The 13,412-nt window shown below is 63.1% G+C and carries 12 protein-coding genes; 1 reads left to right on the plus strand and 11 read right to left on the minus strand.

What is annotated here, in order from left to right; genetic code table 11:
- Positions 1-9: 9 nt before the first annotated feature.
- The 3 genes from RWT78_RS15405 to RWT78_RS15415 form a co-directional block, all read right to left on the minus strand.
- Positions 10-456 carry a DUF2752 domain-containing protein gene (locus RWT78_RS15405; RefSeq protein ID WP_003940294.1) on the minus strand — a complete coding sequence of 149 codons (447 nt, stop codon included), beginning with the start codon at positions 454-456 and terminating at the stop codon, positions 10-12.
- Between the two features lie 50 nt (positions 457-506).
- Positions 507-797, minus strand: coding sequence for a CD225/dispanin family protein (locus RWT78_RS15410; RefSeq protein ID WP_003940575.1), 291 nt, complete (start codon positions 795-797; stop codon positions 507-509).
- A 166-nt stretch (positions 798-963) separates the two neighbouring features.
- Entirely contained in the window at positions 964-2,013 is a 1,050-nt protein-coding gene (locus RWT78_RS15415; RefSeq protein ID WP_039973352.1) for an ABC transporter substrate-binding protein, read from the minus strand.
- Between the two features lie 373 nt (positions 2,014-2,386).
- On the opposite strand from RWT78_RS15415, the gene RWT78_RS15420 reads away from it, so the two are divergent.
- The gene (locus RWT78_RS15420; protein WP_314676482.1) at positions 2,387-3,475 is read left to right on the plus strand and encodes a 3-deoxy-7-phosphoheptulonate synthase; all 1,089 of its coding nucleotides are present in this window, start codon (positions 2,387-2,389) and stop codon (positions 3,473-3,475) included.
- Positions 3,476-3,529: 54 nt separating this feature from the next.
- Here RWT78_RS15420 and RWT78_RS15425 read toward each other — a convergent pair whose 3' ends face one another.
- The 8 genes from RWT78_RS15425 to RWT78_RS15460 all read right to left on the minus strand — a co-directional run bounded on the left by RWT78_RS15425 (position 3,530) and on the right by RWT78_RS15460 (position 13,341).
- The gene (locus RWT78_RS15425; RefSeq protein ID WP_314676484.1) at positions 3,530-4,333 is read right to left on the minus strand and encodes a TIM barrel protein; all 804 of its coding nucleotides are present in this window, start codon (positions 4,331-4,333) and stop codon (positions 3,530-3,532) included.
- On the minus strand, positions 4,330-6,057 hold the full coding sequence (locus RWT78_RS15430) for an FAD-dependent oxidoreductase (RefSeq protein WP_314676485.1): 1,728 nt from the start codon (positions 6,055-6,057) through the stop codon (positions 4,330-4,332). The genes RWT78_RS15425 and RWT78_RS15430 overlap by 4 nt, the downstream gene beginning before the upstream one ends.
- Positions 6,054-7,148 carry a Gfo/Idh/MocA family oxidoreductase gene (locus RWT78_RS15435; RefSeq protein WP_314676486.1) on the minus strand — a complete coding sequence of 365 codons (1,095 nt, stop codon included), beginning with the start codon at positions 7,146-7,148 and terminating at the stop codon, positions 6,054-6,056. The genes RWT78_RS15430 and RWT78_RS15435 overlap by 4 nt, the downstream gene beginning before the upstream one ends.
- Entirely contained in the window at positions 7,148-7,969 is an 822-nt protein-coding gene (locus tag RWT78_RS15440; RefSeq protein ID WP_054825534.1) for an aldo/keto reductase, read from the minus strand. The genes RWT78_RS15435 and RWT78_RS15440 overlap by 1 nt, the downstream gene beginning before the upstream one ends.
- Positions 7,966-9,918 (minus strand): FAD-dependent oxidoreductase, encoded by a 1,953-nt coding sequence (locus RWT78_RS15445; protein ID WP_314676489.1) that lies wholly within the window; start codon positions 9,916-9,918, stop codon positions 7,966-7,968. The genes RWT78_RS15440 and RWT78_RS15445 overlap by 4 nt, the downstream gene beginning before the upstream one ends.
- A gap of 44 nt (positions 9,919-9,962) precedes the next feature.
- A complete protein-coding gene (locus RWT78_RS15450) occupies positions 9,963-10,844 on the minus strand; it encodes a shikimate dehydrogenase (protein WP_314676490.1) in 882 nt (293 codons plus the stop codon).
- 63 nt (positions 10,845-10,907) lie between these two features.
- Complete coding sequence (locus RWT78_RS15455) at positions 10,908-12,284, minus strand: MFS transporter (RefSeq protein WP_217017776.1); 1,377 nt, start codon at positions 12,282-12,284, stop codon at positions 10,908-10,910.
- Positions 12,285-12,423: 139 nt separating this feature from the next.
- A complete protein-coding gene (locus RWT78_RS15460) occupies positions 12,424-13,341 on the minus strand; it encodes a LysR family transcriptional regulator (protein WP_314676491.1) in 918 nt (305 codons plus the stop codon).
- Positions 13,342-13,412: the final 71 nt, after the last annotated feature.

Consider the following 13,412-nt stretch of genomic DNA (forward strand, 5'->3'; position numbering starts at 1 on the left):
AGATCCGGCCTAGACGCGGAGACCGGCAAATATTGGGATCGGGGCTATGCGGACCGTCGTCCAGATCAACACGAGTGTCAAGATCACAGCCGGTGACCAGCGCAACTGATGCCAGAGCACGACGGGTCTTCCACGGGTGCGGGCGGTCGTCCACGAGACGTACGTGAACGCCAGTGCAAGCAGCATCACGAGGCCAAAGGCATTGAAACGCATCGCTGCACCGAAATCGCCGTGGATGAGGCTGTACACCATCCGAGTGCTACCGCAACCGGGACAATTGACGTTGAACAGCGCTTTGGTCGGACAAACGGGAATGACCCCACCAGGTGTGGTGGGGTCACTCCAGGAGATGAAGGCGCACAGCGCAATTGCCGTGAACGCAACTGCCGCTGGCGCCTTCAGTGCGGCGAGTCGTGATATGTCATCGTTCTCGGTGTCACCACAATTCGGTGTCATTGCAGTTCGGTGTTTGGCCGTCGATCAGTGTCGCCGGTCGGCGTCGGCGGTCACAGGGAACTCGATCCGGCAAGGACGACGACAAAAAGGAAGTACAGAACAGCGACGGCAACACCTGCGCCGACTGACCACAAGGCGAACTTCTTAGCATCGTCAGCTGATTTTCGCGCAGCGTCGAACTGACCTTGCGCCCACAAAGTGTTGACCTGGCTTGATTTGACGATCGAGACGATGCCGAGCGGGAGGCAGCAGAACACTGTCACGAGAATCGCCCAGACCAGATTGTTGTCCGGCGGAGGGCCGACCGGTTGTTGCTGGCCGTAGTACGGGTTCTGCGTCATTGGTCACCTAGCGTTCGGAGAAACAGGGCGTTCGGAGAAACACCCTCTGACGTGCGAAGAGCACGGGCAGGTGACAACATAATCCGTTTCCGAGTGAGTCAGTATCGACTGTTCGTATGACAGAGAATCCGGTTGATTTCTGATTCGGAAGGCGATCCCGAAGACGTCAGCGCATGACCTGTACCTGCTCGGCGATGTCAGCGGCCAGGGCCATCGCAGTCAGAGCGAGGCCGTTGTTGAGGTCGTATCGCAGATGCCCGACATGGCCGTCCTGGACAGCGCGGACTCGTTTCCACGTGGGCGACTCGGCTTCCACAGCGTCGGGGTTCTGTAGCAAGACGAAGTCGGCCTGGTCGAAGATCGCAAGCTCCTCGAGGCTGTAGAAAGTCGAATCCTTCCGATCAGGTGCGGCATGGGCAGCGTCGGTCAAGACGTTCAAGCCGAGGTCCTGTGCAACCGAGACGGCGAACGTGTTGTTCTGCAGCCAGATCTGACCGCTGTCTGCGCCGGCGATCGCAATCGACTTGCCTTCGAGGAGACCACCGATCTTGGCCCTCGCTTGCGCAAGTTCGGCGTTGTATCGGGCGATGACGCGTTCGGCGACTTCGCGGCGATCGAGAGCCGTGAGCTGCGCAGTCATGGCCTGCTTCCACGACGAGCTCGTCGTGCCCTCGTCGACGACGAGCACCGGTGCGATGTCAGTGCCGAGCAGGCCCTTGTCCTGGTAGTAATCCCACCAGCCTTTTCCGACGACCAAAAGATCGGGGTCGTGGCTCAGTATCGATTCGGCATTCGGTTCGTTGTTCGTCCCACCGAGGCGAGCCGCGCCGGCGGGTACCTGGCGCATGAGTTGAGACTTCGGATCCCAATTGGTCGCGACGATCGGGTACTCGGCAAGTAGTGCAAAATCGAGGGCGCCTCGAGCTTCGAGCACCACGACGCGCTTGGGGTCCCGCGGGAGGCGGTAGGCCTGGTCCGCGACGACGATGTCGACCCACTCGTCGGAGGCTTCGGTGCCGCTGGATTCGCTCGAACATGCAGAGAGTGCGCCTAGTGCACCGAGCGCCGCCGCACCGGCCAGGAATCCGCGTCGTGTCAAGGAATCGATCAGACGGGTGAACTCGCCGTCCACATCTCTTGTCGACTGCAAGGGGGTATCGGTCGCAAAAGGGGACACCGTCGGGTGGAAGGTTTCGGTCGATTCGATCACAGGCATGAGAAGGCGCAGCTCCATCTGATGTTCCGGGCATTGGCAGGTGCCTGACCAACGTATTCGAATTCCGTAGCCGCAGCCTTGCTCGAAAGCGCCAATCGCTCAGCGGATTTGGCCATTCGTCACGGGCTCGTGCCACGGGACTCTCCCCTCGGATTCGGCTCGTTGTGGAGGGGCGCGCCCATCTGATCCGAACTCGAGGTATCGTGGCCGACATGCAGCGCGTCTATTTCTGGTTTAGCAGGCCGGCCCCGGGTGGGCCTGCCGGCGTAACCACGCGCTGACAACCTCCACCCAAGAGCCGGACTACAGACCGGCTCGCTGGAGTTTCTCTTCATCTCTGGGGTCGGCCTGAGAACAGGAAACCGAAAACCCCATGACTGTCACCATCGACACCACCGCAGCTTCGGACAGCCTCGACGATCAGCGCACTGTGAGTATCAGTCCGCTCGTGTCACCGGCGACTGTTCGTGCTCAGCACGCTCCGGACGAGGTCGCCGCCGCCACTGTGCGCACCGGTCGGGCCGACACCATCAACATCCTCAACGGTGACGACGATCGTTTGATCGTCGTAGTCGGTCCGTGCTCTGTGCACGATCCGGAAGCGGCGATGGACTACGCCCGCCGGTTGGCCGCCAAGGCCGAAGAACTGCGGAACGATCTGCACATCGTCATGCGCGTCTACTTCGAAAAGCCGCGCACCACACTCGGGTGGAAGGGCCTGCTCAACGACCCCCACCTCGACGGCACGTTCGACATCAACACCGGGCTCGGTATCGGCCGCAAGTTGCTTCTCGACGTGTCGAGCCTGGGCCTGCCTGTCGGCTGCGAGTTCCTTGATCCGATCATGCCTCAGTACATTGCCGACCTGGTCAGCTACGGTGCGATCGGCGCCCGGACCGCCGCCAGTCAGGTTCACCGTCAGCTGTGCAGCGCGCTGTCCATGCCCGTCGGTATCAAGAACTCCACCGAAGGCGACGTACAGGTAGCCGTCGACGGCACCCGCGCCGCGGCAGCGAGCCACGTGTTCCCCGGAACGGACCTCGACGGCCAGGCTGCCTTGATCCGTACCGCGGGCAACCCCGACTGCCATGTCATTCTTCGTGGCGGTAGCGACGGACCGAACTACGATGCCGAGACAGTCGCGGACACCCTTGCCCGCCTGCGTAAGTCGAACCTGCCCGAGCGCGTGGTCATCGACGCGAGCCACGGTAACAGCAGCAAGGACCATGAGCGTCAGGTCATCGTGCTCGACGACATTGCCCGACGTCTGACCGAGGGCGAGCAGGGAATCGCGGGCGTCATGTTGGAGAGTTTCATCGAGGCCGGCCGTCAGGACCTGACCTTGGGCAAGGCGGACGAGCTCACCTACGGCCAGTCGATCACCGACGCGTGCATCGACTGGTCCACCACCGCAGCGCAGTTGGATCGTCTGGCGCAGGCCGTTGCGGCTCGGAGGGGCTGACGCCCCCGTGCGCCTTTTTGGTAGTGCCCACTACCAAAAAGGCGCACAGGGCCGCTAGGCCAACACTTCTCGCGTGGCCTCGACCAGGCGTTCCAACCACGCGTCCGTTCCGGCGGCGCGGCGCAGTGGCTCGTTGGGCAATTCGATGCTGACCGGCAGTCCGGCAGGCAAAGTCGACCAGATGTCGGCCAGGGCTATGCCGCCGGTGCCGGGCACCAGACGCTCCTCGCGGGCCTGACGGATCAGCTCTGCGTCCCCAGTGGGAGCGGGGGTCGAACCGTCGCACATCTGGGCGTAGTGCAACCACTCGCGAGGGATGGACGCAAGATCCTCGAGCGTTGTCGCCGAGCGGTCGGTGTGCAATGCGTCGACCAGGACACTACGAGCCGGACCGTCTGCCGCCGAGACGATCTCGATGGCCGCACGTGCATCGGGCACCGCAGTCCACGGCATGAACTCGAGGGAAGCGACGATGCCGTAGTTCGCGCACAGTTCCGCGAGGCGTGCATAGGAGTCCGTGAGCCGAGCGCGGTCGCGGTCGTCGCCGCCCACCAGAACGGCTTTGGCTCCGAGCTGTGCGCCCGCTTCGAGCAACGGAACGTAGTCGGTGGGGTCGAAGTCGTCTGCAAGACGGATGATTTCGAGGTCGAATACCTCGACCGGTGAATCGCCCAGTCGACGCACCAGCTCGTCCAACGACTGCTTGTCCTCGTGCAGAGGGTAGGCCGTCGTACCTGGCGCCGCGGGCATCAGACGGATACCGATGGTGTCGAAGCCGTGCTTTTCAGCCAAGTCGACGTGCTGCATCGGTGCGGTGTCGAGCACTGTGAGGGCTGCCAGTCCGAGTGAGAGTGTCATGCGTGCGCTCCAACTGTCTTGGCTCCGGCCAGTTCCCGGCCGGCCAGGTAACCGAATGTCATGGCCGGTCCGAGGTTGATGCCGCCGGACGGGTAGTGCCCGCCCATCACGCTGGCTTGATCGACGCCGACGGCGAGCAATCCCTCGATGGGGCGGTCGTTGTCGTCGAGCACATGCGACGACGAGTCGGTGACCAGTCCGGCGAAGGTGCCGAAACTCCCTGGCACGACTTTCACCGCGTAGTACGGACCCTTCTGTAAGGGCGCGAGCGACGGGTTCGGCCAGGGATTGGATGCATCTCCGGATCCCCGGTTGAACGGTGTTGTACCGCGACCGAACTCGGGGTCTTCACCGGCCGCGGCCCCGACATTGAATGCCTCGATTGTCTTTTCCAACTGCGTCGGATCAACGCCGATCTTCTCCGCCAGTTCGCGAACAGTGCGACCACGTGTGAGGTATCCCGAGCGCAGGTACGGCTGGATCGGGATCGGCAGGGGCTTGGCCATGCCCAGCGGGAGGTATCGCACATACTGCTGATCGGCGATCAACCACGAGCACACTTCTTCGTCTTCGGGAGCCCGCTCGACCATCGCGAGTGTGTAGTCGTGGTAGCCGAGTGCTTCGTTGACAAAACGCTTGCCGTTCGCGAGAACTCCGATGACACCGGGCTTTCCGCGGTCGAGGATGTGCGGGAACACACCTTCCTTGCCGTTGCGATAACGAACGATGGAGACGGGGCAGTACGCGACGGGGGAGGCGAGGGTGCGGTCGAGTCGGCCGCCCACGGATTCGCCGAGGGTGATGCCGTCACCGGTGGTTGTCTTCGGGGTGAGCGACCAGTGCTCGTTGCCGGTGGGGGTGCGCGGGAACAGTTCGCGTCGTCGGTCGATGTCCTGTGCGAAGCCGCCGGTGGCCAGTACGACGCCGCGCGTGGCAGTTACCGAGTACGCGCCATCCGGACCTTCGAGGCGGACACCGACAACGCGACCGTCATCGTCAGTCTGCAGCGATGTTGCCGACGTTTTCACCCGAAACTCGACGCCGAGATCGAGCGCTGAGCGAAGCATCATGCCGACAAGCGCAGTGCCGTTGACGAGTTGCTGACCACGACGCTTGGTGGCGAGATCGAACATGTGCTTAGTCACCCGAACACCACAGTGCACAAAGGCTTTTGGTGAGCGGGTCGAGTGCAGGAAAGCCTGCAGGTCGGGGCCGGCCATGATCCCCATACCGAGGAACGACGTTTCGTACAGCTGCCGACGCAGTAGCGCCGCGACATCTGGTCCGAGCTTTCGCAGACTCACCGGTTTCGGTCCGACGGAACGGTGACCCGTGCCGGCGCCCGGTGTGTCACCGTGAATATCGGCGATCTTGGCTCCGGGCACGAACTTCAGAGCAGTCTTGCGTTCGAAGAACTCGACCATCTCCGGGGCGCCGTCGAGGAGTGCATCGACCTTGGCGGCGTCGAAGTTGTCGCCGAGTCGGTTCTCCAGATATGTCCGCGGCGCCGACCGATCCTCGACAACCCCGTCGGCGATGGCAAACATGTTGCGCGGGGTCCACATCCACCCGCCCGACCAGGCCGTTGCGCCGCCGCAGGTGTCGGCCTTCTCGACGACGAGGACGGACGCGCCGCCATGTGCTGCGGCAATTGCTGTGGAAAGCCCGCCTGCGCCGGAGCCCACGACAACCACGTCGTAGGTGAGGGGGGTACTGCTACTCATTTCTGCTCCTTGGCAGTTGTTGCGAGGGTCGGTGTCGATGTCAGCTCGACAACCTTGCCCATTCGTGACGATTCGTAGATTGCGGCGATGATGGCAAGTGATGCGCGGGCGTCCCGGCCGGTGACGGCGGGTTCGCGCCCGGTCAGGACGGCGTCGGCGAAGTCTTGCACCTGCAGGGTGTGGAAGTCGGTCAGTGCCGCATTGACCGCGCCCACATCAAGATTCGCATCGATGTCCGCGGAGTACGGCGACCGGAACTCCACTTCGCTCGGCACCGTCCAGATTTCGTTGACACCCTCGTGCCCTTCGGGGAACTCGAGGACACTGGCGATGGCACCGGTGCGCCCGATCACAGTGACGCGGTTGCCCAGGTTGTGATTGGCACCCGTTGTCGCTGTGACGGTTGCGGTGCCGCCTGAAGCAAACGAAATCACTGCTGACGCGCTGTCTTCCGTCTCGATGTGGTCGCCGTGCGTGTGAGTGCGGATGAAGCCACTGACCGAGACGGCTTCGCCCATGAACCAGGCCAGCATGTCGATCTGGTGCACGGCCTGTGTCATGAGCACGCCACCGCCGTCGGTGTCCCAGCGTCCGCGCCACGCATCGGCCGAGTAGTAACTAGACGGGCGGTGCAGGATCACCGACGCCTCACCGAGCATGGGTAGTCCGATCCGCCCGTCGTCGATGGCGTCGCGGATCCGACGTGCTGCCGGCCAGAATCGGCGTTGGAAGAGCACCCCGAACGTGATACCGGCGCGGTCGGCGGCCTCGATCATGCGGTCGGCGGCAGCAACATCGACTGCGATGGGCTTCTCGCACAAAACATGTACACCCGCTTCGGCAGCGGCCACGACTACCTCTTCATGTACCGGGTGCGGCGTGCAAACGGTGCAGGCGTCGAGTCCGAGGGCGAGAAGTTGCTCCACTGAACTCACGGCTGCGGGAATGCCGTGCGCTGCCGCGAACTCCTGGGCGCGTCCGAGATCGGGATCGCAGCAGCCGATCACCTCGACACCGGGGACTTGTTGCAGCGCGCGGGCATGGTTGCCGGCGATCTTGCCGCAGCCGACGATTCCGACTTTCAACGTCATCAGAAATGTTCCTCTTCGACGTCCCGCGCCGCAGATTCGCCGCGGTCGAGACTGTTCAGTGCTTCGATGTCTTCGCCGGAGAGGGTCACGTCGAGTGCTGCCAGGTTCTCGGCCTGACGCGTCGGGTTCGCTGATCGCGCGACCGGAACCACACCCTGCGCGACGTGCCAAGCGAGGACCACTTGAGCTGGTGTGCAACCGATTCGACCGGCGATCTCGCTCACCACGGCGTTGTCGAGCACGTCACCCCGGCCGAGCGGACTCCACGACTGAGTGAAGATGCCAAGTTCGTCGTTGGCGCGGCGAACCGGGATCCGAGTGAGCGACGGGTCCATCTGAATCTGGTTGACTGCCGGTGCCTCGCCGGTTTCGGCGACGACGCGGCGCACGTGGTGCTCCAGAAAGTTCGACACACCCACGTACCGAACCAGTCCGGCGTCGCGGCAGGCCAGCATCGCCTCGAACGACGCAACGTAGCGATCGATTCGCGGGAGCGGCCAGTGGATCAGGAACAGATCGAGTTGATCCAGTCCCAGTCGTTCCAGGCTCTGCTCGAGCGCTCCGCGGATGTCACCGGAAACCTGGTCGTTTCCACGAAGTTTGGTGGTGACGAACAGTTCTTCTCGCGGTAGAGCAGACTCCGCCAACGCTACGCCGACGGCGTCCTCGTTGCCGTAGATCGCGGCGGTGTCGATGAGGCGGTACCCGGCCTCGATTCCGGAGAGTACCGACTTCGTGGCGTCGGCACCGACCAGTGGCCAGGTTCCGAGTCCAATGGGCGGCAATGCAGTTGCCACGGGTGTGGCTGCCTGTGTGGTCATGCGTGAACCTCCTGACGTGCCGCAGCGGCGGCGGTGATCGCGACGGCAACGTCGGCTGCGGTCACGAGTGCGGCATGGATGGACCCGCCGTCACCGCTCGCGTCGCCGACGGTATGTACTCCGAGTCGTGGTGCCAGTGAACGGAGTTCGGCAAGAAGTTCCGAACGCGGCTCGACGCCTTGCGAGATCAGCAGTTCGCCGGGAGCATCGACCTCGCTCAGCACACCGGCCGTCGAAATCGTGACGTGGTCAGCGGCGACTGTGGTGACGATCGAGCTGAGGTAGGTCGTGAGGTTCTCACTTGCGGCCAGGCGCGGCAGCAGCACGATCTTTCCGCGGCGTCCGACGTCGTGCGCGATGGTTTCCTGCGGGCCGATCATCACGACCTGGGTGCCCTTCTGAAGGAGATCGTCGGCGACGGCCGCAGCTTCACGGTCGGCGCCGAAGATGGTGACAGCGGCAGGAGCTGGATCGCCGGAGACGAGGAATTCGCGGACGTCGCGAACGGTACGGGTTGCTGCTCCGGGGAGATCGACCACGGGGCCGACGCCGCCGGCGGCAAGAACTATGGCGTCGAAATCGACACCGGAGAGCAAAGCAGCATCTACCCGGGTCGAGGTGTGGCAGTGGACCCCGAGTTCAGCCAGTTCCGCGGCGTACCAGTCCACGATCCGTCCATATTCGGGATACTCGTGAAGCTTCGATGCCAGAGCGAAGTCGCCACCGAGGCTGGGTCGCTCGTCGTACAGGTCGACGCGGTGACCGGCAAGTGCGAGGTCGCGGGCAGCGGCCATTCCCGACGGCCCGGCACCGATGACGGCGACCCGCACGGTGGCATCAGCCGGCTTTGTAGGCTGATCCAATTCGCGGCCGACCCACGGGTTGACGGAGCAGGGAATGGGGCCGGCGGCCAGGCTGTCGATGCAGTAGTTGCAGGCAATGCAAGGGCGGTACCGGCCACCGTCGATGGCGCGATTCGGGAAGTCCGGATCTGCGTGCAGCGTACGAGCCATGCTGACGAAGTTCGCCTGCCCGGATTCGATGATCCGCGCAGCGATCTCCGGCGACGTGATGCGTCCGGCCACACCCACCGGGATGTCGAAGTCGCGCTGGTACTGCTCGGAGTACGGCGCGAGGAGACCGCGCGACCATTCACCGGGCTGGATGATCCACTGTCCCGCTTCGTAGTTGCCGGCCGAGACGTCGAGGAAATCGAGTCGGTCGGTGTCGATGGCGCCGATGCGAGCGCGAGTCATCTCGGCGTCGAGTCCGCCGTCGATGCCTTCGAAGGCTGAGAATCGGAGTCCCAGAGTGATTCCCGGTGCGTGCTCGTGGACGGAGGCGATGACCTTGTTGACGAACAAGGTGGGGTCGGCCCACTCGTCGTCGCGGTGATTGTAAGCAGGGGAGAGGAACTGGTGGATCAGATACCCGTGGCCACCGTGCAGGGAGATGACGTCGACGCCGGCCTGCTGGCAGCGTGCCGCGGCTTCACCGAAACACTCGATGATGTGCTCGATGTCGTCGCCGTCGAGTTGTTCTGGCATCTCGCCGCCGACAACCAAACACGGAATCGGTGTCGGGGCAACGGGAACAAACCCGCTGACAGAACCTTGCGCCGTGCGACCACCGTGGTTGAGTTCGACTCCGACGAGGGCGCCGTGAGCGTGGATCGCGTCGGCCATCTTCTTGATGCCGGGAATCCGTTCGTCGACGTCGACGCCCATCTGCCGGATGCGACCCTTGCCGTCGGCGCGCACGTAACTTGCTTCGGTGAAGATCAGTGCCGCACCGCCTTCGGCGCGGCGAGCGAGGTACGCGATGTACTCGTCCGTCATGGTTCCGTCGTTTTCGCAGTAGTTGCGTTCCATCGGGGCCGACACGAATCGGTTTCGGAGGCGGACGCTGCCCATGTCGAGAGGTTCGGCGAACGGCGCAGTCACGTTCATCAGTGCTCCTGTTACTTCGCGAGAAAGTAGGTGTTCAGTTGTGCTCATGCGCGTGCCGTCTCGGAGAGCAGCTCGCTCAGATGGCTGCGCATGCGATCCGTATCGGCTTCGACACCAGTCAGGAGTGTGAAGGTGTCAGAGGCTTGAGCCACCAGCATCTGGCCACCGTCGAGGACTCGACATCCGAGAGTAATTGCAGCGTCGAGTAATTCGGTGCGCATCGGCCGATAGACGATGTCCGCGACCCACAAGCCCGCGTGGAGCGCCGCGGGGTCGAACGGAGTTCCGGGATGGCCGACCATCCCGATCGGAGATGCGTTGACGACGCCGTCGCACGTAGTCAGGTTGACAGCGATCTCACTGATCGCCAAAGCCGTTGTGCGCGTGGCAGGAAAGGCCGAGGCGACGCGAGAACACACATCGACAGCGCGATCGGGATCAATATCTGCGATGCGAAGATCCGTGGTACCGGCGGCGGCGAGTGCGTACGCCACGGCGGAACCCGCCCCGCCAGCGCCTGCGAGTACCACTCGGTCCAAGGTGGCGTCGGGTAAACCGCGTCGCAGTGCGGTGAGGAATCCACTGTGATCGGTGTTGTGGCCGATCAGAAGGCTGTTGTGGACGACAATCGTGTTGACGGCACCGAGCAGTCGGGCATTGTCGGACAGTTCGTCGAGTGCGTCCACGACAACCTGCTTGCACGGATGGGTGATGTTCAGTCCGGTGAAGCCGGCTGCGACGGCGCTCCGCACCACCTTGCCGGTCTTCTCGACCGAGACCGTCAGGTTCTCGAGGTCTACCAGTTCGTAGCTGTAATCGTCGAGTCCGAGTGCTGATGCTTCGTGCGAATGCAGCGCCGGCGAGAGGGAAGTCGAGATCCCGGCTCCGACAAGGCCGATTCGGTGACGTGTGAATTCGGTAGTCATGACATTCTCCTGCATAAGTGGGGACGGCCCCTCGCGGCATTTCAGCGCGAGGGGCCGGTCCGGTCAAGCGTTGTTGCTGGTGAGCTCCGAGTCCTGCTTGGTTGGCAGGCTCGGCTTCGGTTGGCCCAGATCAGCTGTGGGCGTGCGGTACGTTTCCGGTCCGGTCATTGCCGCGATGGCGGAGACGACGGCGAAGCCCAGGCACATCCAGGCAACCGGTGTCCAGTTGCTCTTGTCTCCGGCTGAAATCGCCTGAGCGATAGCCGGTGTGAAGCCGGCAACAAGGAGTCCGAGCATGAGGCTGACGGCCATTCCGGTGTATCGGACCTTCGCGGGGAACTGCTCCGGGAAGTACGCCGGGTACGTGCCGTTGGGCATCGCGTAGAAGATTCCGATCATGACGATTCCCGAAGCGAAGACCATGGGGACGCTTTGGGTTCCGATCGAATGGAAGAAGACGAAGATCATCAGGCCGGCTCCGATCGCGCCGACGACGAAGATGGGCTTGCGTCCGTAGCGATCCGAGAGGATGCCGAACAGCGGCTGAGTCAGTACGGCAACAAAATTGGCGGTCGCGATAGCCCACAGCATCGTGGAGCGTTCGAAGCCGGATTCGACGGCGTACGCCAGAGCGAAGACGTTGACGATGGTGTTGATCATCGCGAAGGTCGAGCTCATGCTGATACGGATCACGGTGCGCCAGTGCGAGCGGAACATCTCGACGACGGGAATCCCGGCCGTCTCGTCCTGTTCCTTGAGTTCTTCGAATACCTCGGGTTCATCCAGGGCACGACGTAGCCACAGGGCAACGACGGTCACGATGATGCTGAGCCAGAAGGGAACTCGCCAACCCCACGAGTAGAGATCTTCGTCGGGCAGGCTCGCCACTGGGATGAATACCAGGCTGGAGACGACGATGCCGAACATGATCCCGCTCATGGTGAACGAGGTGAAGAACGAACGACGGTGATCCGGCGCGTGTTCGAGCGTCAGTGCGGAAGAGCCGGGTGATTCACCGCCGGCAGAGAGCCCTTGAAGTAGGCGAAGCAAGACGAGAATGATCGGCGCGGCGATACCGATCTGGTCGTAGGTCGGCAGGCAACCGACGATGACCGTCGCAACACCCATGAGGAGCAGGCAGGCGAGAAGCGCGTTCTTGCGTCCGTACCGATCGCCGAGGTGACCCCAAAGCACCGCGCCGAGCGGGCGGGCGACGTAGGCGACACCTAAGGTGCTGATCGAGAGCAGGGTTGCCGTTGATCCGCCGCCGGGGAAGAAGATCTTGGGGAACACCAGCGCGGCCGCGGAGCCGTAGATGAAGAAGTCGTAGTACTCGAGGGTGCTGCCGAGGAAGCCCGAAACGGCGGCGCGGCGCGCGTTCGCATTCGGATGTTCCTCGGTCGAGTTCGTGGATCCGGTGGAGGTGATCGGAGGTGCCATGTGAAGTCCTTTCGTCCCGATGGGCCGGCCGTGGCGGCACGTTTGGAGATGCACCACGCATCGGTGACGTCCCTCACCTTTCGGCGGCTGAGACGACAGTGCCACGAAGGACTATGGCGCGTCCAACACTAAATGAGTCTCAGATAATGACGTTTTCGGTCTCAATCTCCGGCGTCGGCAGAATTTCCTCGGATGTCTCCAATGCGACGGCGAGCGCATCGGTCATGTGCCGCGGTGACCAGGCAATTCCGTGATTCATGAACGTCGGCTCGCCGGTGAGTGGGACGAACACACTGCCAGGTGGGGTGATAGCAGCCATGCCGGACGTCATCAGCGCTACACCGACGCCGGCGGCAACGAGCATGAGGATCATGTACGGATCGGTGATCTCCTGAACCACGCGAGGCCTGAAGTCTGCGTTCATGCAGGCGCGCATCGCGGTTTCCTGGAGGGCCGAGCCGGCCGAGAGCGGGGTGGTCACGAATCCGTCGTCGGACAATTCGCGGAGGTCGATCGCGTCTCTCTCTGCGAGGGGATGGTCGATCGGAAGCACAGCGCCGAATGCCTCTCGTCGGATGAGTCGCGTAGACAGTGATGCGGATTCCACGGGTAGTCCGACGAAGGCGAGATCGAGGGCGCCGCTCTCGAGTTGAATGACCGCGTCGCGCGTCATGATCCGGCCGAGGAGTGTCAGTTCGACTTCCGGATAGCGCTGACGCAACGCGCGTGTCAGTGGCGGAAGTGCTTGATAGTTGAGCACTCCGGTGAATCCGATCGTGACTCGTCCGTAGACGCCTCCCGACGACGCGCGCGTAGCGTGTCGTGCCGTCTCCATGTTCTCGATGACGCGATAGGCGTGGGGGAGAAAGGCATGTCCGCCGGATGTGAGTGCGACGCTGCGAGTGCTTCGTTCGAACAACTTGACGCCGATGTCCTTTTCGAGCTTTCGGATCATCTGGCTGAGCGGCGACTGGGCCATCTGGAGCCGTGATGCGGCCCGCCCGAAGTGAAGTTCTTCCGCAACCGCGACAAACGCGTGCAACCAGCGGGTTTCCATCGGCAAGGCCTCCAGGTATTTGACGTTGACAACAAACGCCATATATTCAGAATTTCTACACAGTGTGACGG

Source organism: uncultured Rhodococcus sp., assembly GCF_963525155.1.
GTDB lineage: Bacteria > Actinomycetota > Actinomycetes > Mycobacteriales > Mycobacteriaceae > Rhodococcus_F > Rhodococcus_F qingshengii.

Coding starts and splice junctions, on each gene's coding strand:
- RWT78_RS15460 (WP_314676491.1), bottom strand. CDS start 13,341: ATGGAAACCCGCTGGTTGCACGCGTTTGTCGCGGTTGCGGAAGAACTT.
- RWT78_RS15435 (WP_314676486.1), bottom strand. CDS start 7,148: ATGACGTTGAAAGTCGGAATCGTCGGCTGCGGCAAGATCGCCGGCAAC.
- RWT78_RS15415 (WP_039973352.1), bottom strand. CDS start 2,013: ATGCCTGTGATCGAATCGACCGAAACCTTCCACCCGACGGTGTCCCCT.
- RWT78_RS15410 (WP_003940575.1), bottom strand. CDS start 797: ATGACGCAGAACCCGTACTACGGCCAGCAACAACCGGTCGGCCCTCCG.
- RWT78_RS15405 (WP_003940294.1), bottom strand. CDS start 456: ATGACACCGAATTGTGGTGACACCGAGAACGATGACATATCACGACTC.
- RWT78_RS15425 (WP_314676484.1), bottom strand. CDS start 4,333: ATGACACTCTCACTCGGACTGGCAGCCCTCACAGTGCTCGACACCGCA.
- RWT78_RS15420 (WP_314676482.1), top strand. CDS start 2,387: ATGACTGTCACCATCGACACCACCGCAGCTTCGGACAGCCTCGACGAT.
- RWT78_RS15445 (WP_314676489.1), bottom strand. CDS start 9,918: ATGAACGTGACTGCGCCGTTCGCCGAACCTCTCGACATGGGCAGCGTC.
- RWT78_RS15455 (WP_217017776.1), bottom strand. CDS start 12,284: ATGGCACCTCCGATCACCTCCACCGGATCCACGAACTCGACCGAGGAA.
- RWT78_RS15440 (WP_054825534.1), bottom strand. CDS start 7,969: ATGACCACACAGGCAGCCACACCCGTGGCAACTGCATTGCCGCCCATT.
- RWT78_RS15430 (WP_314676485.1), bottom strand. CDS start 6,057: ATGAGTAGCAGTACCCCCCTCACCTACGACGTGGTTGTCGTGGGCTCC.
- RWT78_RS15450 (WP_314676490.1), bottom strand. CDS start 10,844: ATGACTACCGAATTCACACGTCACCGAATCGGCCTTGTCGGAGCCGGG.